We start from the raw sequence: 22555 nt of genomic DNA on the forward strand, positions 1-22555 counted from the left end.
GGGTTCAGAGTGCCCCGGGCGGAGCGCTGGAAACGCTCCGCCCGGGTCCTCGTCACACGACGGCGGGCGGCGCGGGGTCCTTGCGCAGCCGGAACCAGTAGAAGCCGTGGCCCGCCAGAGTGAGCAGGTACGGCAGCTCGCCGATGGCCGGGAAGCGCACCCCGCCGATCAGCTCCACCGGATGCATCCCGTTGAACGCCCGCAGGTCCAGCTCGGTGGGCTGGGGGAAGCGCGAGAAGTTGTGCACGCACAGCACCAGGTCGTCGCCGTGTTCCCGCAGGAACGCGAGGACGGCCGGGTTGGAGGAGGCCAGCTCGGTGTACGAGCCGAGTCCGAAGGCGTGGTTCTGCTTGCGGATCTCGATCATCCGCCGCGTCCAGTGCAGCAGCGAGGACGGCGAGGCCATGGACGCCTCGACGTTGGTCACCTGGTAGCCGTAGACGGGGTCCATGATCGTGGGCAGGAAGAGCCGGCCCGGGTCGCAGGAGGAGAACCCCGCGTTGCGGTCGGGGGTCCACTGCATCGGCGTGCGCACCGCGTCACGGTCGCCGAGCCAGATGTTGTCGCCCATCCCGATCTCGTCGCCGTAGTACAGGATCGGCGAGCCGGGCAGCGACAGCAGCAGCGCGGTGAACAGCTCGATCTGGTTGCGGTCGTTGTCCAGGAGCGAGGCGAGACGCCGCCGGATGCCGATGTTGGCGCGCATCCGGGGATCCTTGGCGTACTCGGCGTACATGTAGTCGCGCTCTTCGTCCGTGACCATTTCGAGGGTGAGCTCGTCGTGGTTGCGCAGGAAGATGCCCCACTGGGCGTTGCGCGGGATCGCCGGGGTCTTGGCGAGGATTTCCGAGACCGGGTAACGGGACTCGCGGCGCACCGCCATGAAGATGCGCGGCATCACCGGGAAGTGGAACGCCATGTGGCACTCGTCGCCGCCCTTGGCGTAGTCGCCGAAGTAGTCGACGACGTCTTCCGGCCACTGGTTGGCCTCGGCGAGCAGCACCGTGTCGGGGTAGCTCGCGTCGATCTCGGCCCGTACCCGCTTGAGGAACTCGTGCGTTGCCGGAAGGTTTTCGCAGTTGGTCCCCTCCTCCTGGTACAGGTAGGGCACCGCGTCGAGGCGGAAGCCGTCGATGCCCAGGTCGAGCCAGAAGCGCAGCGCGGAGACGATCTCCTCCTGCACGGCCGGGTTCTCGTAGTTGAGGTCCGGCTGGTGGGAGAAGAAGCGGTGCCAGTAGTACTGCTTGCGGACCGGGTCGAAGGTCCAGTTGGACGTCTCGGTGTCGACGAAGATGATCCGGGCGTCCTGGTACTGCTTGTCGTCGTCGGCCCAGACGTAGTAGTCGCCGTAGGGGCCGTCCGGGTCGCGGCGCGACTCCTGGAACCACTCGTGCTGATCACTGGTGTGGTTCATCACGAAGTCGATGATCACGCGCATGCCGCGCTGGTGCGCGGCGTCCACGAACTCCACGAAGTCGGCGAGGTCACCGAACTCGGGCAGCACCGCGGTGTAGTCCGAGACGTCGTAACCGCCGTCGCGCAGGGGGGATTTGAAGAACGGCGGCAGCCAGAGGCAGTCGACGCCCAGCCATTGCAGGTAGTCCAGCTTGGCGGTGATGCCCTTGAGATCCCCGACGCCGTCGCCGTTGCTGTCCTGGAAGGACCGCACGAGCACCTCGTAGAACACCGCGCGCTTGAACCACTCGGGGTCGCGATCCTTGGCGGGGGTGTCCTCGAAGGTGTCGTGGACGGGCTCATTGACGATCATGGTGTGGGTGACCCTCCGATCGGCGGGGACGGTCGCAGGACCAGGATGTGCGCGGGCGCTCGGCCCGGTTCCAGGCGCACGTAGTTGGCCCTGCCCCAGTGGTAGGTCTCTCCGGTGAGCTCGTCGCGCACCGGGAAGGACTCGCCCCAGGCGAGGCCGAGTTCCGGCATGTCCAACGAGACCGTGGCCTCCTGGGTGTGGTGGGGGTCGAGGTTGGCGACCACCACAACGGTGTTCGAACCCGAGCGTTTGCTGTACGCGATCACCGCGTCGTTGTCGGTGTCGTGGAAGTGGACCGAGCGCAGCTGCCGCAGGGCCGGCTGGCGGCGCCTGACGCGGTTGAGCGCGGTGATCAGCGGTGCGATGGAGCGGCCCTCGCGTTCGGCCGACTCCCAGTCGCGGGGGCGCAGTTGGTACTTCTCGGAGTGCAGGTACTCCTCGCTTCCTGCCGTGACGGGGACGTTCTCGCAGAGTTCGTATCCGGCGTAGACCCCCCAGGAGGGGGAGAGCGTCGCGGCGAGCACCGCCCGCACCTCGAAGGCGGGACGGCCGCCGTCCTGGAGGTATCCGTGCAGGATGTCCGGGGTGTTCACGAAGAAGTTGGGCCGCATGTAGGGCGCGGTCTCGGTCGCCAGTTCGGTGACGTACTCGGTGAGCTCCCGCTTGCTGGTGCGCCAGGTGAAGTACGTGTACGACTGCTGGAAGCCGATCTTGGCGAGGGTGCGCATCATCGCCGGCCGGGTGAACGCCTCGGCCAGGAAGATCACGTCCGGGTCGGCGCCGTTGATCTCGGCGATGACCTTCTCCCAGAAGACCACCGGCTTGGTGTGCGGATTGTCCACGCGGAAGATCCGTACGCCGTGCTCCATCCAGAACCGCAGCAGCCGCACCGTCTCCTCGATCAGGCCCGGCATGTCCTGGTCGAAGGCGATCGGGTAGATGTCCTGGTACTTCTTCGGCGGGTTCTCCGCGTACGCGATCGTGCCGTCCACCCGGTGGTGGAACCACTCGGGGTGCTTGTCGACCCAGGGGTGGTCGGGGGAGCACTGGAGCGCGAAGTCCAGGGCCACCTCCAGGCGCAGGTCGCGGGCGGTGCTCACGAAGTCGTCGAAGTCGTCCAGGGTGCCCAGATCGGGGTGGACGGCGTCGTGGCCGCCCTCGGCGGAGCCGATCGCCCAGGGCACGCCCACGTCCCGGAGTCCCGCCTCCAGGCTGTTGTCCGGGCCCTTGCGGTAGGTGGTGCCGATGGGGTGGATCGGGGGCAGATAGACGACGTCGAAGCCCATGGCGGCGACCGCGGGCAGCCGCGCGGCGGCCGTGCGGAAGGTGCCGGAGACCGGCGGCCCCTCGCCGGTGACGACGGCGCCCTCGGAGCGCGGGAACAGCTCGTACCAGGAGCCGTACAGCGCCCGCCGGCGCTCCACGAGCAGCGGCATCGGCGCCGAGGCGGTGACCAGGTCGCGCAGCGGATACGCCGTCAGTGCCGCGTCCACGCCGGGCGCCAGAGCGGCGGCGAGCCGGTCGGCGGGGGAGCGGCCGGTGTCGCGCAGGGCATCGGCCGCCGCGAGGACCGTCTCGCGCCGCCCCTTGGCCTTGGGCACCCCGGCCGCGGCCCGCTCGTACAGCGCGGCGCCCTCCGCGAGGACCAGCTCGGTGTCGAGGCCGGCCGGGATCTTGATGCCGGCGTGGTGGCGCCAGGTGGTGAGCGGATCGGCCCACGCCTCGACGGTGTACGTCCACAGGCCTTCGGAGGTCGGGGTGACCTCGGCGCCCCACAGGTCGGTGCCGGGGGCGAGTTCTCGCATCGGGGTGAAGGGGCGCCGGCGCCCTCCGGGGTCACGCAGGACGACGTTGGCGGCCACGGCGTCATGGCCCTCGCGGAACACGGTGGCGGTCACCTGGAAACTCTCCCCTGCCACCGCCTTCGCGGGCCTGGTGCCGCACTCGACGGCGGGGCGCACGTCGAGAACGGGGATGCGTCCGATGGACGGGTTCGGGTTCACGGGTTCACCTGCGGATGATTGGTATGGTTTGCCGCGTTTGCGGGAGTCTGTCCTTTTTAGCTGCTCCCTTGGCGACTGACCGGCTGCGGGCATGGCCGCTCCTGTCCGCGTTCACTCGAATGGCGTGCGGGAAAGACTGCGGGAAGGCGTACCGAGTGAGCCTTCCACGGTGTACGGGTGGGCATTCCGGCAGTTAGCTAACTACCTGCGCGTAACGGTTTCGGACAAGGAAACCGCCCGGACCGTGGCCGAGAACGCCCCAAACTTTGCCTGCGCCAAGGTGAGGTGACGACGAATCAGGGAACGGCACGGCATGTCGGGCCCGGCCGGAATCAATCGCGCCGGACCGCGGGGCACAGTCGTGGCCCGGGGCGCACCGGCACTACCTTCGGGAGTGAAGGAGGGGCGCACATCGCAGTGTGCCCGCCCCGCTACGTACGTCCCCTGCGAAGGTGGAAGCGTGAAGGCAATCCGTCGATTCACCGTGCGCCCTGTCCTGCCCGACGCCCTTCGTCCGCTCAGCGATCTCGCGCGCAACCTGCGCTGGTCCTGGCACGCGGAGACCCGAGACCTCTTCCAGTCCCTGGACCCCGACGGCTGGCGGGCGGCGGGCGAGGACCCCGTCCGCCTGCTCGGCGCCGTCGGCGCCGCCCGGCTCGACACGCTCGCCCAGGACCGCCGCTTCCTGCGCCGGCTCACCGCGGCCGCCGACGACCTCGACGACTATCTGCACGGCCACCGCTGGTACCAGGAACAGAGCGGTGAACTCCCGTCCGCCATCGCCTACTTCTCGCCCGAGTTCGGTGTCACCGCCGCCCTGCCGCAGTACTCCGGCGGCCTCGGCATCCTCGCCGGCGACCATCTGAAATCCGCCAGCGACCTCGGCGTACCGCTGATCGGGGTCGGTCTCCTCTACCGGCACGGCTACTTCCGCCAGTCGCTCTCGCGCGACGGCTGGCAGCAGGAGCACTACCCCCTGCTCGACCCCAACGAGCTGCCCGTCTCGCTGCTGCGGGAGGCCGACGGCACCCCCGCCAAGGTGTCGCTCGCCCTGCCCGGCGGCCGCGCCCTGCACGCCGCGATCTGGCTGGCCAGGGTCGGCCGGGTGCCGCTGCTCATGCTCGACTCCGACGTCGAGGACAACGGCCCCGGCGAACGCGACGTGACCGACCGCCTCTACGGCGGCGGCAGCGAGCACCGCCTCCTCCAAGAGATGCTGCTCGGCATCGGCGGAGTGCGAGCGGTGCGAACGTACTGCCGCCTGAGCGGGCACCCCGCGCCCGAGGTGTTCCACACCAACGAGGGGCACGCGGGGTTCCTGGGGCTCGAACGCATCCGTGAACTGGCCGGAGAGGGGCTGGAATTCGACGCCGCGCTCGAATCGGTGCGGGCCGGAACCGTCTTCACCACCCACACCCCGGTACCCGCCGGCATCGACCGCTTCGACCGCGAGCTGGTCGCCCGCCACCTCGGCGACGACGGCGAGCTGCCCGGCGTCGACGTCGAGAAGATCCTCCAGCTCGGCATGGAGACCTACCCCGGCGGCGAGCCGAACCTCTTCAACATGGCCGTCATGGGGCTGCGGCTCGCCCAGCGCGCCAACGGCGTCTCCACCCTGCACGGCGCGGTCAGCCGGCAGATGTTCGCGGGGCTCTGGCCGGGCTTCGACCCGCAGGAGGTGCCGATCACCTCCGTCACCAACGGCGTGCACGCCCCCACCTGGGTGGCGCCCGAGGTCTTCCGGCTCGGCGCCCGCCAGATCGGCGCGGGCCGCGCCGAGGACGCGCTCGCGGTCGGCGGCTCCGACCGCTGGGACGCGGTCGCCCACATCGCCGACGGCGAGATCTGGGAGCTGCGCAGGGAGCTGCGCGAACAGCTCGTCACCGAGGTACGGGAGCGGCTGCGCGCCTCGTGGCGCCAGCGGGGCGCGGGCTCCGCCGAACTCGGCTGGATCGACGGGGTGTTGAGCCCCGACGTGCTCACCATCGGCTTCGCCCGGCGCGTCCCCTCGTACAAGCGGCTCACGCTGATGCTGCGCGACCGCGAGCGCCTCATGGAGCTGCTGCTCCATCCCACGCGGCCGGTGCAGATCGTGGTGGCGGGCAAGGCGCACCCCGCCGACGACGGCGGCAAGCGGCTCGTGCAGGAGCTGGTGAAGTTCGCCGACGACCCCCGGGTGCGCCACCGCATCGTCTTCCTGCCGGACTACGGCATGAAGATGGCGCAGAAGCTGTACCCGGGATGCGATGTGTGGCTCAACAATCCGCTGCGCCCCCTGGAGGCGTGCGGGACGAGCGGGATGAAGGCGGCCCTCAACGGCTGCCTCAACCTGTCGGTCCTGGACGGCTGGTGGGACGAGTGGTTCGAGCCCGACTTCGGCTGGGCCATCCCGACCGCCGACGGCGCTGCCACCGACGAGGACCGGCGCGACGAGCTGGAGGCCAACGCCCTCTACGACCTCATCGAGGACCGGGTCGCCCCCCGCTTCTACGACCGGAGCCCCTCGGCGCTGCCCGACCGCTGGATCGAAATGGTCCGCCAGACCCTCACCACCCTGGGCCCCAAGGTGCTCGCGGGACGCATGGTGCGGGAGTACGTGACCCGTCTGTACGCGCCCGCCGCTGCCGCCCACCGCTCCCTCGACCCGTCCACAGCAAGGGAGTTGGCGCAGTGGAAGGCGCGGGTGCGGGGCGCGTGGCCGCGGGTGGCGGTCGAGCACGTCGAGGCGGTGGCCCCCGACGCGGCGGTCCAGGGCGGCACCGCCGAACTGGGCTCCACGCTGGCGCTGCGGGTGCGGGTCGCCCTGGGCGAGCTGGGGCCCGACGACGTCGAGGTGCAGGCGGTGGCCGGGCGGGTCGACGCGGCCGACGCCATCGCGGACGCGGCCGTCTTCCCGCTGAAGCCGGCGGGCGGCGCCGACCTGGAGGGCCGCTGGGTCTACGAGGGCCCGCTCGCCCTCGACCGTACCGGCCCCTTCGGCTACACGGTCCGGGTCCTGCCGGCCCACCGCGGCCTCGCGACCCACGCGGAGCTGGGCCTGGTCGCCGGTCCGACCGAGGCGACCGGCGAGGGCGCGGGCGTCCTGATGCGCTGAGCCCCGGCCGCGTACGGCCGTGACATGGGCGGTGCCCGGAACCCCCTGGGGGCTCCGGGCACCTTCACTCTCCGGCCAGCCGCCTGGTCAGAAGGTGAGTTCCAAGAAGGTGAACTCGCCGTATCGCTACGGCAGTCCGGTTCTGCGTCGCGCCGAGGTTCAGAAGGAGAGCTTGAAGTCGGTGATGGTGCCGACGTCCTGCCGCGCCTTGTCCTGGACCTTCAGCTTCCACACGCCGTTGGCCGCGACGGCGGAGGCGTTCACGGTGTACGTCTTGTTGAGGTTCTTCGTCGAGTCCGAGGAAGAGCTCTGCAGACGGTACGAGGTGCCGTTCGGGGCCACCAGGTCGATCTGGAGGTCACCGATGTAGGTGTGCGTGATCTTCACGCCGACCTGGAGGGCGGCCGGCGCGTTGCCGGTGATCCCCGAGACGGTGACCGGCGAGGTCACCGCGGCACCCGGGTAGTCCGGGATGGCCACGCTGGCCGTGTTCTCGAAGACCTTGCCACCGGGGTCGGTGCCGCCGCCGTGCCGGGCGCCGACGTTGATGGCCGCCCACGCGTCGGTGATGTTGTTGACCTCGGCGCTGTTGGCGCCGTACAGCTCGGTCGCCGCGGCGATGGTGCCCGCGCGGGCCCCCGCGTAGTCCGTGCTGGAGTTGAACTTGGTGGTCAGCGCCTTGTACCAGATGAGCTGGGCCTTGTCGCGGCCGACACCGGTGACCGGCAGGCCGTCGGAGGTCGGCGAGTTGTAGCTCACGCCGTTGATGACCTTGGCGCCGCTGCCCTCGGAGGCCAGGTAGAACCAGTGGTTCGCCGGGCCCGAGGAGTAGTGGACGTCCAGGTTGCCGACGCCGGAGTACCAGCTGTCCGCGGAGCCGCCGTCCTTGCTCGGCTTGTCCATGTAGCGCAGCGGGGTGCCGTCGCCGTTGATGTCGATCTTCTCGCCGATGAGGTAGTCACCCGGGTCCGAGGCGTTGTTCGCGTAGAACTCCACCGAGGTGCCCATGATGTCCGAGGTGGCCTCGTTGAGGCCGCCCGACTCGTCCGCGTAGTTGAGGCCCGCGGTCGCGGCGGTGACGCCGTGCGACATCTCGTGGCCGGCCACGTCGAGCGCGGTCAGCGGGTCGTTGTTGCCCGCGCCGTCGCCGTACGTCATGCAGAAGCAGCTGTCGTCCCAGAACGCGTTGACGTACGCGTTGCCGTAGTGGACGCGGGAGTAGGCGCCGACGCCGTCGCCCCGGATGCCGCTGCGGCCGAAGACGTTCTTGTAGAAGTCCCAGGTCGCGCCCGCGCCGTACGCGGCGTCGGCGCCCGCGGTCGCGGCGTTGTTGTTGGTGCCGTCGCCCCAGGTGTCGGTGGTCTGGGTGAACAGAGAACCGGTGCCGGACGAGCCGTGGTTCAGGTTGTAGGTCTTGTGGCCGCCGCGCGTGGCGTCGGTCAGCGTGTAGTTCGACCCGGTGTGCGTGGTGCTCAGCGTGACCTGCCCGCTGTAGCGGGTGTTGCCCACGCCGGTCTCGATGCCCTGCCACTGGTGCAGCTTGGCGCCCGTCTTGGCGTCCGTGATGACGTGCAGCTGGTTCGGGGTGCCGTCGTCCTGGAGACCGCCCACGACCGTCTCGTACGCGAGGGTCGGCGCGCCCTTGACCATCCAGATGACCTTGCGGGCGCTGTCGGCCTTGTCGGCCTTCGAGCCGGCGGCCTTGGCGGCCTTCAGGGCGGTGGTGGCCGCGGTGGCCGGAGCGGCGGCGGGGGCGGTGGTCGAAATGCCCTGCAGCTGCGCGCTGTTCGCCTTGAGGACGTCCTTGGTCTTGCCGGACGCGGTGTCGACCATCAGGTCGCCACCGAGGACGGGCAGGCCCTGGTAGGTCCGCTCGTAGCGGGTGTGGACTGTGCCGTCCTGGTCCTTCGACACGTCGTGGACGACGAGCTTCTCCTGCGCGCTGAGGCCGAGCGCCTTGGCGGTGTCCGCCGTGGTCGCGTTGGCCTGGCGTATGAGCTCGGCGCGCTGGGAGGGGGTGAGACTGACGGGCAGGGCGCCCGGATTGCGTACCGCCTGGGCCTTGAGGGCCGCGGTGGCCGCGGAGTCGTCGGGGTGTGCGCTTGCGGTCCCGGCCTGGAAGCCGACACTCAGCATGGCGGCTGCGGCGATCAGGGCGCCGGTGGCGGTGGCACGACGACGATGCGTGGATCTCACGCGAACTCCTTCTGCGAGGGGGATCCGGGCGACTGGGTGGGGTCGGCCGGGCAGAGCAAAGCGGAGCATGTGCGGCAACGAGATGTTGTGCGTGAAAACTGTGTGCGAGGAACGGGGGAAGAGTGCCAGCCGAGGAGAACCTGTGTCAGGAGCGCGTCAACAAGTTGGCCGAAAACCGTCCGTTGTCCGAAGGTCGTCGTTCGTTAAGCGGACGTTTCACGGATGCTCACCGCGATGCCGTCGAGGAGTCGGTCGAGGCCGAAACCGAAGAGCGAGTCCAAGTCCATCGCGAACGGCTCGTGTTCGAAAAGGGTGGTCAGAACCGGGTAGTGGCCGCGCGACACGATGGCCGCAAACCGACCCCCGTGCCGCTCCATCCAGGCGTCGTTGGAGACCCCGGTGTCCTGGACGGCGTGCCCCTCCAGCTCCATCGCGAGGCCGAGCCCCTGGACGAACGCGATGAGCGTCAGATGCGCCAGCATGATCTGGTGCGCGGTGAGTGAGGTGCCGCGCAGGGCCCTGAGCACCGACTCCGTGTACGTCATCGCCTCGGGCATCGGCTCCGGCCGGTTGAAGGAGGCCATCGCCCGCGCCATCCACGGATGCGCGCGGTACGCGTCCCACAACCGCCGCGTCACATAGGTGAGTTGAGCGCGCCAGTCGCCCGCCGGGTGGCCCGGATCCGCCTCCGCGAACCCCACGTCCGTCATGAGCCGTACAAGCTCCCCCTTGCTCGGCACATGCCGGTACAGCGCCATCGTGGAGGTCCCGAGGTCCGCCGCGACCCGCCGCATCGAAAGACCCGCGAGGCCCTCCGTGTCCGCGATCCGGACCGCCGCGGCCACCACGACGTCCCGGCTCAAAGGCGTCTCCTGGGCGCGCCCGCGGGCCGGCGCCGTCTCGGCGACCACCGTGCCGACCCCCGGCACCGCCCGCACCAGCCCCTCCCGCGCGAGCACGGCGAGCGCCTTGGTCGCGGTCGCCATCGCCACCCCGGTGTCGCGCACGATGGCCCGCGTCGAGGGCACCCGGTCGCCCGGCGCGAGCTCACCCGAAGCGATGCGGCGCCGGATGCCGTCGGCGATGGAGAGGTAGGGCGCGGTCTCGGTCACGGCGGGCAGTGTACTAGTGCGCTCCGTGGTGTTCTTCCTTGCACGAAAGGGGACTTGAAGAGGTGCACTAGCTCGACGGTGTCGCCGTACGCGTTGCTCTGCTTCCCTCCCTCCATGGACACCACCACCGGACCCCTCAGGGGCCGCACCGACCCGGCCGCGCCGCGCGCCGGACGCAGGGAATGGACCGCGTTCGCGGTCCTCATGCTGCCGCTGCTGCTCGTCTCGATGGACGTCTCCGTCCTCTACTTCGCCATCCCGTTCATCAGCGAGGACCTCCGGCCCAGCTCCACCCAGCAGCTGTGGATCCTCGACATGTACGGCTTCGTGCTCGCGGGGCTCCTCATCACCATGGGCGCGCTCGGCGACCGGATCGGCCGGCGCCGCCTCGTCCTGGCCGGGGCCGCCGTCTTCGGCCTCGCCTCGGCGGCGGCGGCCTACGCCGACTCGCCCCAACTCCTCATCGCCGTGCGGGCGTTGCTCGGCGTCGGCGGAGCGGCCCTGATGCCGTCGACGCTCGCCCTGATCCGCAACCTCTTCCACGACGAGCGGCAGCGCGCCCAGGCGGTCACCGCGTGGACCGGCGTCATGACCGTCGGCATCTCCTTCGGCCCGGTCGTCAGCGGCGCTCTGCTCGAACGCTTCTGGTGGGGCTCGGTGTTCCTCGTCAACCTTCCCGCGATGCTGCTCCTGCTCGTCCTGGCGCCACTGCTGCTGCCCGAGGTGAAACAGCCCGCCGCCGGCCGCTTCGACTGGCCGAGCGCGGCGCTGTCGCTCGCCGGGCTGCTCCCCCTGATCCAGGGCATCAAGCAACTGGCCCGCGACGGCGCGGGGTTGGCGCCGGTCGTGTACCTCGTGTGCGGACTGGCCCTGCTGTACGTCTTCGTACGCCGCCAGTCGCTGCTCGCCCACCCCCTGGTCGATCTGGAACTGATACGCAGGCGCACGTTCGGCGGGGCGGTGCTCGCCAACCTCTTCGCCATCGCGGCGACCGTGGGCATGGCGGTGTTCCTCACCCAGTACCTCCAGACGGTGCTCGGCCGGAGCCCCCTGCACGCGGCGCTGTGGAGCCTGGTGCCCGCGGCGGGGGCGTTCGTGGGGGCGCCGAGCGGGGCGGCGCTCGCCCGGCGCCACGACCGGGGGACCGTCATGGCGGGCGGGTTCGCCGTCTCCGCGTGCGGCTTCCTCGCGCTGACCCAGGTCCGTACGGACTCGGCGCTCTGGTTCACGCTCACCGTGTGCGCGGTGTACACCTGCGGCCTCGTCGCGGCCATGTCCCTCGCCAACGAACTCGCGCTCGGCGCGGCGCCGCCGGAGCGGGCGGGGTCGGCGGCGGCGGTCCTGGAGGCCGGCCAGGAGCTGGGCGGGGCGCTCGGCATGGCGGTCCTCGGTTCGCTGGGTGCGGCGGTCTACCGCCACGGCATGGCCGGCGCGCCGGCCCCGGCCCGCGAGACGCTGGGCGGCGCGGTCGCGCTTGCGCGCGGCGACGCGGGGGTGGCGGCGTCGGCGTACACCGCGTTCACGCGGGGGCTGGACTGGGCGGCGCTGGGGGCGGCGGGGCTGATGGTGGGGGCGGGGGTGTTGGCCCTCCTCCTCCTGCGGGGGCCGTCCGGCGCGAGGCGGACGGGGTGAGCTGAGCCGGGCGTCTTGGCCCCGGGCGGATGGGGGGGGGTGGGGTGGGTTGTTGGGCGCGGGTGGTGTGTGGCTGGTCGCGCAGTTCCCCGCGCCCCTGGGGGGCTGGTGTGGGTCGCTGGGTGCGGGCTGTGTGTGGCCGGTTGCGCGGTTTCTGGCGCCCCTGGGGTGGGGGGTCACTGGCTGGGTTGGTTCGCTGGGGCGGTGCTAGGGGCGCGGGGAACTGCGCGACCAGCCCGCCGCGGTCTGCAGATGGAGACGGTTGGTGGCGGGTCCCGGTCGGGCGGGGCTGCCGCAACTCGCTGGGGGCGCGGGGTGGGCTCGGGGTACGGTGCGGCGCTGGATTCGACGTATTTCTCAGGGAGGCCCCCGTGACAGACGACCGCATAGGCCCGCCCCACCTCGGCTCCGAGCGCGAGACGCTCCGTGCCTTCCTCGACTACCACCGCGCGACGCTCGTCATGAAGTGCGCGGGACTGGACGACGAGGAGATGCGGCGGCGCTCCATGCCGCCCTCCACGCTCTCCCTGCTCGGCCTCGTGCGCCACATGGCGGAGGTCGAACGGGCCTGGTTCCGGCGGGTGTTCGAGGACCACGACGTACCCATGGTGTGGTCCGACGAGGTCGACTTCCAGGCCGCCTACGCCACCGAAGGCGCCACCCGCGCCGACGCGTTCGCCGCGTGGGAGGCCGAGGTCGAGCACTCCCGGCGGATCGAGCGGGAGGCCGAATCGCTCGACCTCGCGGGTCTTCAACCGCGCTGGGGCGAGGAGGTGTCGCTGCGCATGGTGATGCTGCACATGATCCTGGAGTACGGCCGCCACAACGGCCACGCCGATCTCCTCCGCGAGGGCATCGACGGGACCGTGGGCGCCTGAGCATCCGGGCCCGTCGAGGCCCGGCCCGCTCAGCGCCAGGGGATGTTGCGCCAGGGGCTGCCCTGGTGCTCGGTGAGGATCCGGTGCGCGGTCACGTTCTGCTGGTAGTAACTGCCGTACGACTCCTCGTCGAAGCGCAGCACCCGCCCCAGCGCGTACCCCGCCGAGAACTCTCCCCACGAGCGGTAGGCCGCCTTGCTCAGGGCCCCCGCGTGCACGATCACCTGCTCCGCCTCGTGCGGCGTGCAGAAGCGGGCCGAGAGCCCCCAGCGCGCCAGGTTCACCGCGCGCCCGTAGTCGTAGGCGACGGCCGTGGTGACCCGGCCGTCCGGCGGGAGCAGCCCGTCCGCGCGGAACCGGGCCTCGTACCGCATGATGCGCCGCACCAGCTCCTCGATCTCCTTGACGGCGGCGTGCCCCACCCCGATGTCCTGGGCGTGCCCGGCGGCCGTCTCGCGCCACAGCTCGGCCGGCGGCGCCTCGTCGAGACCGGCCCGCAGTTCCTCGCGCACGCGCAGCACGAAGTCGGGTTCGGCGGGGCTGTTGCGGGCGTCGAGCAGGGCGTCGGCCTGCTGCCGCCAGCCCGCGGGGTCTGTGATGCCCCAGGAGTCGCGGAGCATGTTCCGCTCCGCGGTGTACTCCTGGTAGAGGGAGCCCACCTCGTTCCACGGCACGTCGTGGGTGACCGCGAGATGCGCGCCGCAGGCGAGCCCGTACGCGAGCGGGCCGTGCAGCGCGCCGTGCCGCAGGCCGGTCAGCCGCTCGGGACGCTCGGCCTCCGCGTGGAGGCGGCGCCAGTGGGCCAGGTGCTCGGCGCCGGTCGGCAGGAACAGCTGGGCCGGCGTGCCCGCGTTGACCGCGAGCAGCGTCCGCCCGCCGAGGAGACCCGAGTCGGCGATCCACCCGAGCGAGACGCCGTGGAAGACCCAGTCCGGGTGCCAGGGCGGCAGCATGCCGCGGGTGAGCACCGGTTTGCAGGGTCGCCCCGACGGGTCCCGGTAGGCGGGCCAGCGGACCCGGTCGGGCCGCGCGTCGACCTCCGCCTTCGGCGCGGCGATGTAGAGCACCTCGCGGGCCAGCACCCGTATCTGCGCCTCGGTGTCGCCGCGCAGCCCCGCGCCGTGCAGCAGCCACTCCGTCTCCGTGGGCGCCGCCCAGCTGATCCCCGTTGCCGTTGCCACACCCCGATCCTACGAAACCGGTTCCGGGTGGGGCGGGGGCAGGTGGGGGCGGAGGCGGAGGGACCTTGGGGGGAGGGGCGGCGGTCGGGTCCGGCGGCGCGTCCCGCGGCCGGAACGCTACTGTCCCTCAATGATCGTTCCCGCCGAATTGCTGCCCCACGGCGTCCTGTTGCGGATCCTCACCGCCGACGACGCGGACGCGCTGTGCCGCGCGCAGGTGACCAACCGGGCCCACCTGCGACCGTGGGAGCCGCGCCGCCCCGAGCGCTTCTTCACGGTCGAGGGGCAGGCCGAGCGGATCGCGGTGCAGCTGAAGGAGTTCGCGGAGGGGCGCGCGGTGCCGTGGGTGCTGGAGAAGGACGGGGGCATCGTCGGCGCCTTCACGCTGTCGGGCGTGGTCCTCGGGCCGTTCCGCAACGCGTCGCTCGGCTACTGGGTCGCCGCGGACCAGCAGGGGCGGGGGCTGGCCGGGGCGGCGGTGGGGCGGGTGTGCGCCGCCGCGCGTGACGTCGTCGGCCTGCACCGGGTGGATGCGTGCACGTTGCTGCACAACCGTGCCTCGCAGCGTGTCCTGGCGAAGAACGGGTTCGAGCGGTTCGGGATGGCGCCGCGGTATCTGCACATCGACGGGGAGTGGCGTGACCATGTGCTGTTCCAGCGGATCCTGCACGATGGGGCGCCGCCGGGGGGTTGGGCTTGAGCGCCCCGCGCTCGCCTGCGGACCGTGCGTGGCTGGTCGCGCAGTTCCCCGCGCCCCTGGGTGGGTTGCCCTTGGCAGGGTGCCTAGTTCTCGGCATCTTCAGCCCGTCTGGTGTTTGAGGACGAGCGCCCTTCAGGCGCGTTCGGGGTCTGGGGCGGAGCCCCAGCAACCCCGGCCTTCGTCTGCGGACCGTGCTGGGGCACCCGCGCAGTTCCCCGCGCCCCTGTAGGGCACCCCGAGTCGACCGGCCGCGCCCAGTAGGGCACCCCGAGTCGACCGGCCGCGCCCAGTAGGGCACCCCGAGTCGACCGGCCGCGCCCAGTAGGGCACCCGGAGTCGCACCCGCGGCCTGCGCCCGCCGCGGCGGGGCTACTCGGGGCCGGGCGGGGTGGGCCGCCTCGGGTCGGCCGGTGCTCAGGCCAGGCTGTCCCGCCAGGCGCGGTGGAGGGCGGCGAAGCGGCCCGTGCCGGCGATCAGGTCGGCGGGGGAGCCGTCCTCGACGATGCGGCCGTGCTCCATCACCAGGACCCGGTCCGCGATCTCGACCGTGGACAGCCGGTGCGCGATGACCACCGCGGTACGGCCGCTCAGGACCGTCAGCATCGCCCGCTGCACCGCGCGCTCGCCCGGCACGTCGAGCGAGCTGGTCGCCTCGTCGAGGATCAGCACCGCCGGGTCGGCGAGCAACGCCCGTGCGAACGCGACGAGTTGGCGCTGGCCCGCCGAGATCCGGCCGCCCCGCTTGCGTACGTCCGTGTCGTAGCCGTCCGGCAGGCCCGCGATGAAGTCGTGCGCGCCGATCTGCTTCGCCGCACGCTCGATCTCCTCGCGGGTGGCGTCCGGGCGGCCGATCGCGATGTTCTCGGCGACCGTGCCGGAGAACAGGAACGCCTCCTGGGTGACCATGACGACCCCGCGCCGCAGATCCCGTACGGACAGCTCGCGCAGATCCGTACCGTCGAGCAGGACCCGTCCCGCCGGGGACCCGCCGGGCCCGCCGCCGGCCGGGGCGCCGGGGGAGGGATCGTAGAAGCGGGCCAGGAGCTTGGCGAGGGTGGACTTGCCCGCGCCCGTCGAGCCGACCACCGCGACGGTCTGGCCCGCGGGGATGGTCAGGTCGAAGCGCGGGAGCACCTCGCCGCCGGTCCGGTACGCGAAGCTGACCTGCTCGAAGTCGACGCGTCGGCCCGGGAGTTCACCCGGGGGCTCGGGCAGCGGGGTCGGCTCGGCCGGCTCCGGCACGGACGGCACCTGGGCCAGCAGCCCGGCCACCTTCTCCAGGGAGGCGGCGGCCGACTGGTAGGAGTTGAGGAACATGCCGAGCCGGTCGATGGGGTCGTACAGACGACGCAGATACAGGACCGCGGCGGCCAGCACGCCGAGGGCCAGGGTGCCGTCCGCGACCCGGGTCGCGCCCCACAGCACCATCGCCGCGACCGCGGTGTTGGCGACGAGCCGGGAGCCCACCACATAGCGCGCCATCTCCAGGATCGCGTCGCCGTTCCTGCGCTCGTGATGCCGGTTCAGCTCCTGGAACTCCGCGTCGTTGGCCCGCTCGCGACGGAACGCCTGCACCGGCCGTATGCCGTTGAGGGTCTCCGCGAACTTGACGATCACCGCGGCGATCGCCGTCGACCGGGCCCCGTAGATGGTCCCGGCCCGGCGCTGGTAGGACCGGATCAGGAAGTGCAGCGGCACATAGGAGGCGACGGCGAGCGCGCCGGTGCCCCAGTCGAGCCAGAGCAGCATCGCGCAGATGTAGACCGAGGAGAGGATCACCCCGATCAGCTCCTGGAGGCCCTCGCTGAGCAGCTCGCGCAGCGACTCGATGTCCGTGGTGGAGCGCGAGATCAGCCGGCCCGAGGTGTACCGCTCGTGGAAGTCCACGCTCAGCGCCTGGGCGTGCCGGAAGATCCGGCCGCGCAGATCGAGCAGGACGTCCTGGTTGACCCGCGCGGACGTCTGGATGAAGGCGTACTGGAAGAACCCGGAGGCCAGCGAGCACACCAGATAGCCGGCGCCCACGGCGACGAGCGGCCCGTAGTCGTGCGCGCGGAACGCCGGCACGCCCCGGTCGATGGCGTACGCGACGAGCAGGGGCCCCGCCTGCGCCGCGGCCTGCTGCACCACGAGCATCAGCGTCGCGAGCACCACGCGTGCGCGCAGCGGGCGCAGCAGGGACCGCAGCAGCACACCGGTCGCGCCGGGCGGTGCGGGCAGCTCGTCCCGGTCGAACGGGTCCACATGAGCGTCCGGTCCGGCCGCCGGCTCGTCGCCGGTGACCGCTTCCTGTCCCACCGTGGTGGTCATCGTCCGTCCTCCCGCTCGTCGTCGTGGTGGCCGTCGGCGCCCGACATCAGCCAGGCGTAGGCGGCGTTGGTGCGCAGCAGCTCCTGGTGGGTGCCGACGGCCGTGATCCGGCCCTCCGACAGGAGCGCCACCCGGTCGGCGAGCATCACCGTCGACGGGCGGTGCGCGACCACGAGCGCGGTGGTGTCCTGGAGCACCCGCCGCAGCGCCGCCTCCACCAGCGCCTCCGTGTGTACGTCGAGGGCGGAGAGCGGGTCGTCGAGGATCAGGAACCTCGGCCGCCCCACGACCGCCCGAGCGAGCGCGAGCCGCTGGCGCTGTCCGCCGGACAGGCTCAGGCCCTGCTCACCGACCTGAGTGTCCACGCCCTGCGGCAGCCGCGCCACGAACTGCGCCTGCGCGATGTCGAGGGCGCGCTCCAGGTCCTGCGCACTCCCGCCACCCATCAGGACGTTGTCGCCGACCGACGCCGAGAAGAGTGTGGGCTCCTCGAACGCCATGGAGACCAGCCCGCGCAGCCGGTCCCGGGACATCGCGGCTATGTCCTCCCCGTCGAGCGTGATCCGGCCGCCGCTGACGTCGTAGAGCCGCGGGACCAGCGCGGTGAGCGTGGTCTTCCCGGACCCGGTCCCGCCGACCAGAGCCATCGTCTCGCCGGGCCGGATGTGCAGATCGACCCCGGCGAGCACGGGTTCGCTCCCCTCGGCCGCATCGGGATACCGGAAGCACACCCCGTCGAACCGAATCCCGTCCGGGGCCGGGGGCGCGTCGGGGGCATCCGGAGCCGGCTCGTCCGAGGGGGGCGCGGCAGGGCTCTGCTCCTGCGCGCCTGAGGGGCTCTGCTCCTCCGGTGCCTCGTCCATCGCCTCGAAGAACCGCGCCGTCGCCGTCGCGGACTCCTGGCTCATCGCGAGCAGGAACCCGATCGACTCCACCGGCCACCGCAGGGCCAGCGCCGTGGACAGGAACGCCACCAGCGTCCCGGCCGACAGCTCCCCGTCGGCCACCTGCACCGTGCCGAGCACCAGCGCCGCACCGATGGCCAGTTCGGGGATGGTGGTGATCAGGCCCCAGATCCCGGCGAGCAGCCGCGCCTTGGCCAACTCGGTGCCGCGCAGCCGCCCGGCGAGTTCGCGGAAGGCCACCGCCTGGCTGCGGTGCTGACCGAACCCCTTGATGATGCGGACGCCGAGCACGCTCTCCTCGACGACCGTCGTCAGATCGCCCACCTGGTCCTGGGCCCGCCGCGCGACCAGCGAGTAACGGGTCTCGAAGAGCGAGCAGCTGACCACCAGCGGGATCACCGGCACCAGCAGCACGAGCCCGAGGCTCCACTGCTGCGACAGCAGGATCGCGAACCCGGCCAGGATCGTCACCCCGTTGACGAGGAGGAAGATCAGCGGGAACGCCAGGAACATGCGCAGGAGCATGAGGTCCGTGGTGCCGCGCGACAGCAGCTGGCCCGAGGCCCACCGGTCGTGGAAGGAGACCGGGAGGCGCTGCACATGGCGGTACAGATCGGCCCGCATATCGGCCTCGACCCGCGCCAGTGGCCGCGCCACCAGCCACCGCCGCAGCCCGAACAGGGCCGCCTCGGCGAGCCCGAGCAGCAGCAGGTAGAGCGCGCCGAGCCACACCCCGCCGGGGTCGTGCTCGGCGACCGGCCCGTCGACGATCCACTTCAGGACGAGCGGGATCACCAGACCGAGACAGGAGGCGACGACGGCCACGATCGCCGCGCTGAACAGGCGCGTTCGCACGGGGCGTACGTACGGCCAGAGTCTCAGGAGCGAGCGGGTGGCCGACTGGTCCTTGGTAGCTGCATGTTTTTCGGACATCAGAGCTGAGCCTACGGACGGGCACCGACAGTGCCCACTGAGTTTCGACCGGGTCCCGCTGGTCCGCTGGTCCTAGGACCGCTCGCGCCGCGAGGTCGTACCGCCCATCAACCGATCGGTTGATGCGGGGTCGAGCGCGATGGGCGATGTGGCGGACCCCCTCGGGCCGGGATTCTCGAGGCATGGCAATCATCGAAGTCAACGCAGTGCGCAAGGCCTACGGCCGCAGGCCCGCTGTCGACGGCGTCAGCTTCAGCGTCGAGGAGGGCGAGATCTTCGGGATCCTCGGCCCCAACGGCGCCGGCAAGACCACCACCGTCGAGTGCGTGGAGGGGCTGCGCGTCCCGGACGCCGGGACGATCCGTGTGGCCGGGTACGACCCGGTCGCCGACCACGACGAGGTGACCCGGGTCCTCGGCGCCCAGCTCCAGGAGAGCGAACTCCAGCCCAAGCTCACGGTGCGCGAGGCCCTGGAGCTGTACGCCGCCTTCTACCCCGCCCCGGCCGACTGGCGCCCGCTCGCCGAACGCCTGGGGCTCACCGAGAAGCTGACCACCCGCTTCGCCAAGCTGTCCGGCGGGCAGAAGCAGCGCCTGTCCATCGCGCTCGCCCTCATCGGCAACCCCCGGGTGGTCGTCCTCGACGAACTCACCACCGGGCTCGACCCGCGGGCCCGCCGCGACACCTGGAAGCTGATCGAGGACGTACGGGCCGGCGGCGTCACCGTCCTGCTCGTCACCCACTTCATGGAGGAGGCCCAGCGCCTCTGCGACCGGGTCGCCGTCATCGACAAGGGACGGGTCGCCGCCCTGGACACGCCCTCCGGACTGATCCGGCGCGCGGCGGGCTCCACCGTCATCTCCTTCACCCCCTCCGCCCCCCTCGACGACCTCGCGCTCACCGAACTGCCGCAGGCCGCCGCCGTGGAGGAGAAGCACGGCCGGGTCACCATCCACGGCACCGACGAGACCGTCAACGCCGTGATCACCCTGCTCGCCCGGCACCACATCACCGCCCACCAGCTCCGTGTCTCCGAGGCCACCCTCGACGACGCGTTCCTCGACCTGACGGAGGCCTCGGCATGACCAGCACCCTCACCCCGCCGTCCCCCGGCCGCGCCGCCCGTCCGGCCGCCGCCGCCGTACTGAAGACCGAGGCCACGCTCTTCCGCCGGGAACCCGCCGGACTCTTCTGGATCATGGTCTTCCCGACCGTCCTGCTGGTCGTGCTCGGCTCGATCCCCGGCTTCCGCGACCCCGACAAGGCGCTCGGCGGCATCCGCTTCGTCGACGCCTACGTCCCCGTCGCCGTCCTCCTCTCCATGATCATGGCCGGGCTCCAGGCCATGCCGCCCGTCATCACCGGATACCGCGAGCGCGGCATCCTGCGCCGGATGTCGGCCACCCCCGTACGGCCCTCCGCCGTGCTCGGCGCGCAGGTGGGGCTGCACGGCGCGGCCGCCCTCGTCTCCGCCGTCCTCTCCCTGACGGTCGGCAGGCTCGCCTTCGACGTGGCGCTGCCGCACCAGCTTGTCGGCTACGCCCTCGCGCTGCTGCTCGCCGTGTTGAGCGCGCTCGCCCTCGGCGCCCTCATCTCCGCGCTCTCCCGCACCTCGAAGGTGGCCAACGCCATCGGCTCCGCGGTGTTCTTCCCGATGATGTTCAGCGCGGGCGTGTGGCTGCCGGTCCAGGCCATGCCCGACACGCTGGGCCGCATCGTGGAGCTGCTGCCCTTCGGCGCCGCCGCCCAGGCCCTCACCGAGGCCGCCGCCGGCCACTGGCCCGGCTGGGACCACCTCGGCATCCTCGCCCTGTGGACGGTGCTGCTGTCCGCGGCCGCGACCCGCTGGTTCCGGTGGGAATGACAGCGGTGGCCCGCTGGGGCGGTACCGGCGGCGGCGTCCAGGTGGATGACACTGGTGCCATGAGCGACGGGGCGAACGAGGCGAAGCGCGACCTGGTGGAGGAACGCTGGGAGGTGTTCCACCGCTGGGGCCCCTTCGGCCTGCTGTTCATCGGCTGTCTCGCCGCGGCCGCCACCGCCGACCTGCTGATGAGCCCCGCCGCCCGCGGGGCCGCGCTCGCCCTGGTCGGCGGCGCCCTGCTCCTCCAGCTCGGCTGGGACCGGCTGCGCCGCGCCCGGCCGGGGCCGAGCGCCGCCGGAGCCGTCTACTACTTCCTGCGCTGGGCCCTCGCCTTCGCGCTCACCTGGCTCAACCCGTTCTTCGCGTTCTTCGCGGTCTGCGGCTACTTCGGCGCTCAGGCGGTGCTGCCCCGGCGTATCGTGCGGGTCGGCCTGTTCGCGACCGCCGTCACCATGGCCGGCTCGCAGTCCGGCGGGCTGCCGCCCAAGGGGACGATGGGGTGGGTGGTGTTCGGCGCGGTGCTCGTCATCAACTGCGTCCTGCTCACCGTGTTCGGACACCTCGCCGCGCAGGAGGACGAACGGGCCCGGGTGCAGACCGAGACCATCGCCGAGCTGGAGACCACCAACGCCCGCCTCCAGCAGGCCCTCGACGAGAACGCCGCCCTCCACGCCCAACTCCTGCTCCAGGCACGCGAGGCGGGCGTCGCCGACGAACGCCGCCGGCTCGCCGCCGAGATCCACGACACCATCGCCCAGGGCCTGGCCGGCATCATCGCCCAGCTCCAGGTCGTCACGAGCAGCAGCGACCCCGACCTCGTACGCGACCACCTCGCGAGCGCCCAGTCACTGGCCCGGCACAGCCTCGGCGAGGCCCGGCGCTCGGTGCAGAACCTCAGCCCCCTCGACCTCGAACACGACCTGCTGCACGAGGCGTTGAAGAAGACCGTCGCCGAATGGGGCGCCCGGCACGCGGTGCGCGCCGACTTCACGGTGACCGGCACCGCCGTCCAGCTCCACGACGAGATCGAGGCCACCCTGCTGCGCATCGCCCAGGAGGCCCTCGCCAACGCGAGCCGCCACGCGCACGCCTCCCGCGTCGGCGTCACCCTCTCCTTCATGGGCGACGAGGTCTCCCTCGACGTCCGCGACGACGGCCGGGGCTTCGACCCGCTCGCCCTTCCGGCCCGCTCCGGCACCGGCGGCTTCGGCCTCGACGGGATGCGGGCCCGCGCCGAACGCATCGCGGGCAGCGTCGTCGTGGAATCGGAGCCCGGCCATGGCACCGCCGTCTCGGCCCGCGTACCGTTGGTCCCCCATGACCACTGACGCCATCATCACCCTCCTGATCTGCGACGACCACCCCGTAGTCCGGGACGGTCTGCGCGGCATGTTCGCCTCCGCCGACGGCTTCGAAGTCCTCGGTGAAGCCTCCGACGGCGTCGAGGGTGTCGACCTCGCCCAGCGGCTCGACCCGGACGTCGTCCTGATGGACCTGCGGATGCCGGGCGGCGGGGGAGTGGCCGCGATCGCCGAACTGACCCGGCGCGCACTGCGTTCCAAGGTCCTCGTCCTCACCACCTACGACACCGACTCCGACACGCTCCCCGCGATCGAGGCCGGCGCCACCGGCTATCTGCTCAAGGACGCCCCGCGCGAGGAGCTGTTCACCGCGGTGCGGGCCGCCGCCGCGGGCCGCACGGTGCTGTCGCCCGCGGTCGCCTCCCGCCTGGTCACCGCGGTGCGCACCCCCGCGGTGCCCGCGGGCGAGCCGCTCTCCGGCCGTGAGCGCGAGGTCCTCGAACTGGTCGCGAAGGGCACCTCCAACCGCGAGATCGCCCGCGCCCTGTTCATCAGCGAGGCCACGGTGAAGACCCATCTCACCCACATCTACGGCAAGTTGGGCGTGAAGGACCGGGCCGCCGCGGTCGCGGTGGCGTACGACCGCAAGATCCTCGGCTAGCCCGGCCGGGCCCCCGG

Annotated in this window: 15 protein-coding genes; 8 read left to right on the plus strand and 7 right to left on the minus strand. The window is 71.9% G+C overall.

Features of this window, described 5'->3' with window-relative positions; genetic code table 11:
- Window positions 1-52 precede the first annotated feature (52 nt).
- Together treS and OOJ98_RS21120 are read right to left on the minus strand one after the other, a co-directional pair.
- Window positions 53-1768, minus strand: coding sequence for a maltose alpha-D-glucosyltransferase (gene treS / locus OOJ98_RS21115; RefSeq protein ID WP_267056492.1), 1716 nt, complete (start codon window positions 1766-1768; stop codon window positions 53-55).
- Window positions 1765-3771 (minus strand): alpha-1,4-glucan--maltose-1-phosphate maltosyltransferase, encoded by a 2007-nt coding sequence (locus OOJ98_RS21120; RefSeq protein WP_267056493.1) that lies wholly within the window; start codon window positions 3769-3771, stop codon window positions 1765-1767. Before OOJ98_RS21120 ends, treS begins: the two co-directional genes overlap by 4 nt.
- 460 nt (window positions 3772-4231) lie before the next feature.
- On the opposite strand from OOJ98_RS21120, the gene glgP reads away from it, so the two are divergent.
- Window positions 4232-6865, plus strand: coding sequence for an alpha-glucan family phosphorylase (gene glgP / locus OOJ98_RS21125; RefSeq protein WP_267056494.1), 2634 nt, complete (start codon window positions 4232-4234; stop codon window positions 6863-6865).
- 159 nt (window positions 6866-7024) lie between these two features.
- Here the strand turns inward: glgP and OOJ98_RS21130 are convergent, their stop codons facing one another.
- Both OOJ98_RS21130 and OOJ98_RS21135 read right to left on the minus strand, forming a co-directional pair.
- Window positions 7025-9061: a M4 family metallopeptidase gene (locus OOJ98_RS21130; protein WP_267056495.1), complete on the minus strand. Its 2037-nt coding sequence runs from the start codon at window positions 9059-9061 to the stop codon at window positions 7025-7027.
- A 203-nt stretch (window positions 9062-9264) separates the two neighbouring features.
- Entirely contained in the window at window positions 9265-10173 is a 909-nt protein-coding gene (locus tag OOJ98_RS21135; protein WP_267056496.1) for a TetR/AcrR family transcriptional regulator C-terminal domain-containing protein, read from the minus strand.
- Between the two features lie 114 nt (window positions 10174-10287).
- Here OOJ98_RS21135 and OOJ98_RS21140 point away from each other — a divergent pair, with 114 nt between their 5' ends.
- Complete coding sequence (locus OOJ98_RS21140; protein ID WP_267056497.1) at window positions 10288-11805, plus strand: MFS transporter; 1518 nt, start codon at window positions 10288-10290, stop codon at window positions 11803-11805.
- Between the two features lie 371 nt (window positions 11806-12176).
- A complete protein-coding gene (locus OOJ98_RS21145; RefSeq protein WP_267056498.1) occupies window positions 12177-12683 on the plus strand; it encodes a DinB family protein in 507 nt (168 codons plus the stop codon).
- Between the two features lie 29 nt (window positions 12684-12712).
- On the opposite strand, the gene OOJ98_RS21150 is transcribed toward OOJ98_RS21145, so the two are convergent.
- Entirely contained in the window at window positions 12713-13864 is a 1152-nt protein-coding gene (locus tag OOJ98_RS21150; protein ID WP_267056499.1) for a DUF1266 domain-containing protein, read from the minus strand.
- A 130-nt stretch (window positions 13865-13994) separates the two neighbouring features.
- Here OOJ98_RS21150 and OOJ98_RS21155 point away from each other — a divergent pair, with 130 nt between their 5' ends.
- Window positions 13995-14564 (plus strand): GNAT family N-acetyltransferase, encoded by a 570-nt coding sequence (locus OOJ98_RS21155; protein WP_267056500.1) that lies wholly within the window; start codon window positions 13995-13997, stop codon window positions 14562-14564.
- 414 nt (window positions 14565-14978) lie between these two features.
- On the opposite strand, the gene OOJ98_RS21160 is transcribed toward OOJ98_RS21155, so the two are convergent.
- On the minus strand, window positions 14979-16874 hold the full coding sequence (locus OOJ98_RS21160; RefSeq protein ID WP_267056501.1) for an ABC transporter ATP-binding protein: 1896 nt from the start codon (window positions 16872-16874) through the stop codon (window positions 14979-14981).
- Window positions 16871-18712: an ABC transporter ATP-binding protein gene (locus tag OOJ98_RS21165; protein ID WP_267056502.1), complete on the minus strand. Its 1842-nt coding sequence runs from the start codon at window positions 18710-18712 to the stop codon at window positions 16871-16873. Before OOJ98_RS21165 ends, OOJ98_RS21160 begins: the two co-directional genes overlap by 4 nt.
- 182 nt (window positions 18713-18894) lie before the next feature.
- On the opposite strand from OOJ98_RS21165, the gene OOJ98_RS21170 reads away from it, so the two are divergent.
- From OOJ98_RS21170 to OOJ98_RS21185, 4 genes are read left to right on the plus strand one after another with little or no spacing between them, the layout of a single operon-like run.
- Window positions 18895-19797 carry an ABC transporter ATP-binding protein gene (locus tag OOJ98_RS21170; protein WP_267056503.1) on the plus strand — a complete coding sequence of 301 codons (903 nt, stop codon included), beginning with the start codon at window positions 18895-18897 and terminating at the stop codon, window positions 19795-19797.
- Window positions 19794-20576 (plus strand): ABC transporter permease, encoded by a 783-nt coding sequence (locus OOJ98_RS21175; RefSeq protein ID WP_267056504.1) that lies wholly within the window; start codon window positions 19794-19796, stop codon window positions 20574-20576. Before OOJ98_RS21170 ends, OOJ98_RS21175 begins: the two co-directional genes overlap by 4 nt.
- Window positions 20577-20635: 59 nt before the next feature.
- Window positions 20636-21904: a sensor histidine kinase gene (locus OOJ98_RS21180; protein WP_267056505.1), complete on the plus strand. Its 1269-nt coding sequence runs from the start codon at window positions 20636-20638 to the stop codon at window positions 21902-21904.
- Window positions 21894-22538 carry a response regulator transcription factor gene (locus OOJ98_RS21185; protein ID WP_323177918.1) on the plus strand — a complete coding sequence of 215 codons (645 nt, stop codon included), beginning with the start codon at window positions 21894-21896 and terminating at the stop codon, window positions 22536-22538. Before OOJ98_RS21180 ends, OOJ98_RS21185 begins: the two co-directional genes overlap by 11 nt.
- The last annotated feature ends 17 nt before the right edge of the window (window positions 22539-22555 follow it).

This window comes from Streptomyces sp. NBC_00083 (assembly GCF_026343295.1).
GTDB lineage: Bacteria > Actinomycetota > Actinomycetes > Streptomycetales > Streptomycetaceae > Streptomyces.

What these genes read in the sequence shown, in the direction of transcription:
- treS (WP_267056492.1), bottom strand. Translation starts at nt 1,768, where the DNA reads ATGATCGTCAATGAGCCCGTCCACGACACCTTCGAGGACACCCCCGCC.
- OOJ98_RS21140 (WP_267056497.1), top strand. Translation starts at nt 10,288, where the DNA reads ATGGACACCACCACCGGACCCCTCAGGGGCCGCACCGACCCGGCCGCG.
- OOJ98_RS21155 (WP_267056500.1), top strand. Translation starts at nt 13,995, where the DNA reads ATGATCGTTCCCGCCGAATTGCTGCCCCACGGCGTCCTGTTGCGGATC.
- OOJ98_RS21160 (WP_267056501.1), bottom strand. Translation starts at nt 16,874, where the DNA reads ATGACCACCACGGTGGGACAGGAAGCGGTCACCGGCGACGAGCCGGCG.
- OOJ98_RS21165 (WP_267056502.1), bottom strand. Translation starts at nt 18,712, where the DNA reads ATGTCCGAAAAACATGCAGCTACCAAGGACCAGTCGGCCACCCGCTCG.
- OOJ98_RS21170 (WP_267056503.1), top strand. Translation starts at nt 18,895, where the DNA reads ATGGCAATCATCGAAGTCAACGCAGTGCGCAAGGCCTACGGCCGCAGG.
- OOJ98_RS21175 (WP_267056504.1), top strand. Translation starts at nt 19,794, where the DNA reads ATGACCAGCACCCTCACCCCGCCGTCCCCCGGCCGCGCCGCCCGTCCG.
- OOJ98_RS21180 (WP_267056505.1), top strand. Translation starts at nt 20,636, where the DNA reads ATGAGCGACGGGGCGAACGAGGCGAAGCGCGACCTGGTGGAGGAACGC.
- OOJ98_RS21185 (WP_323177918.1), top strand. Translation starts at nt 21,894, where the DNA reads ATGACCACTGACGCCATCATCACCCTCCTGATCTGCGACGACCACCCC.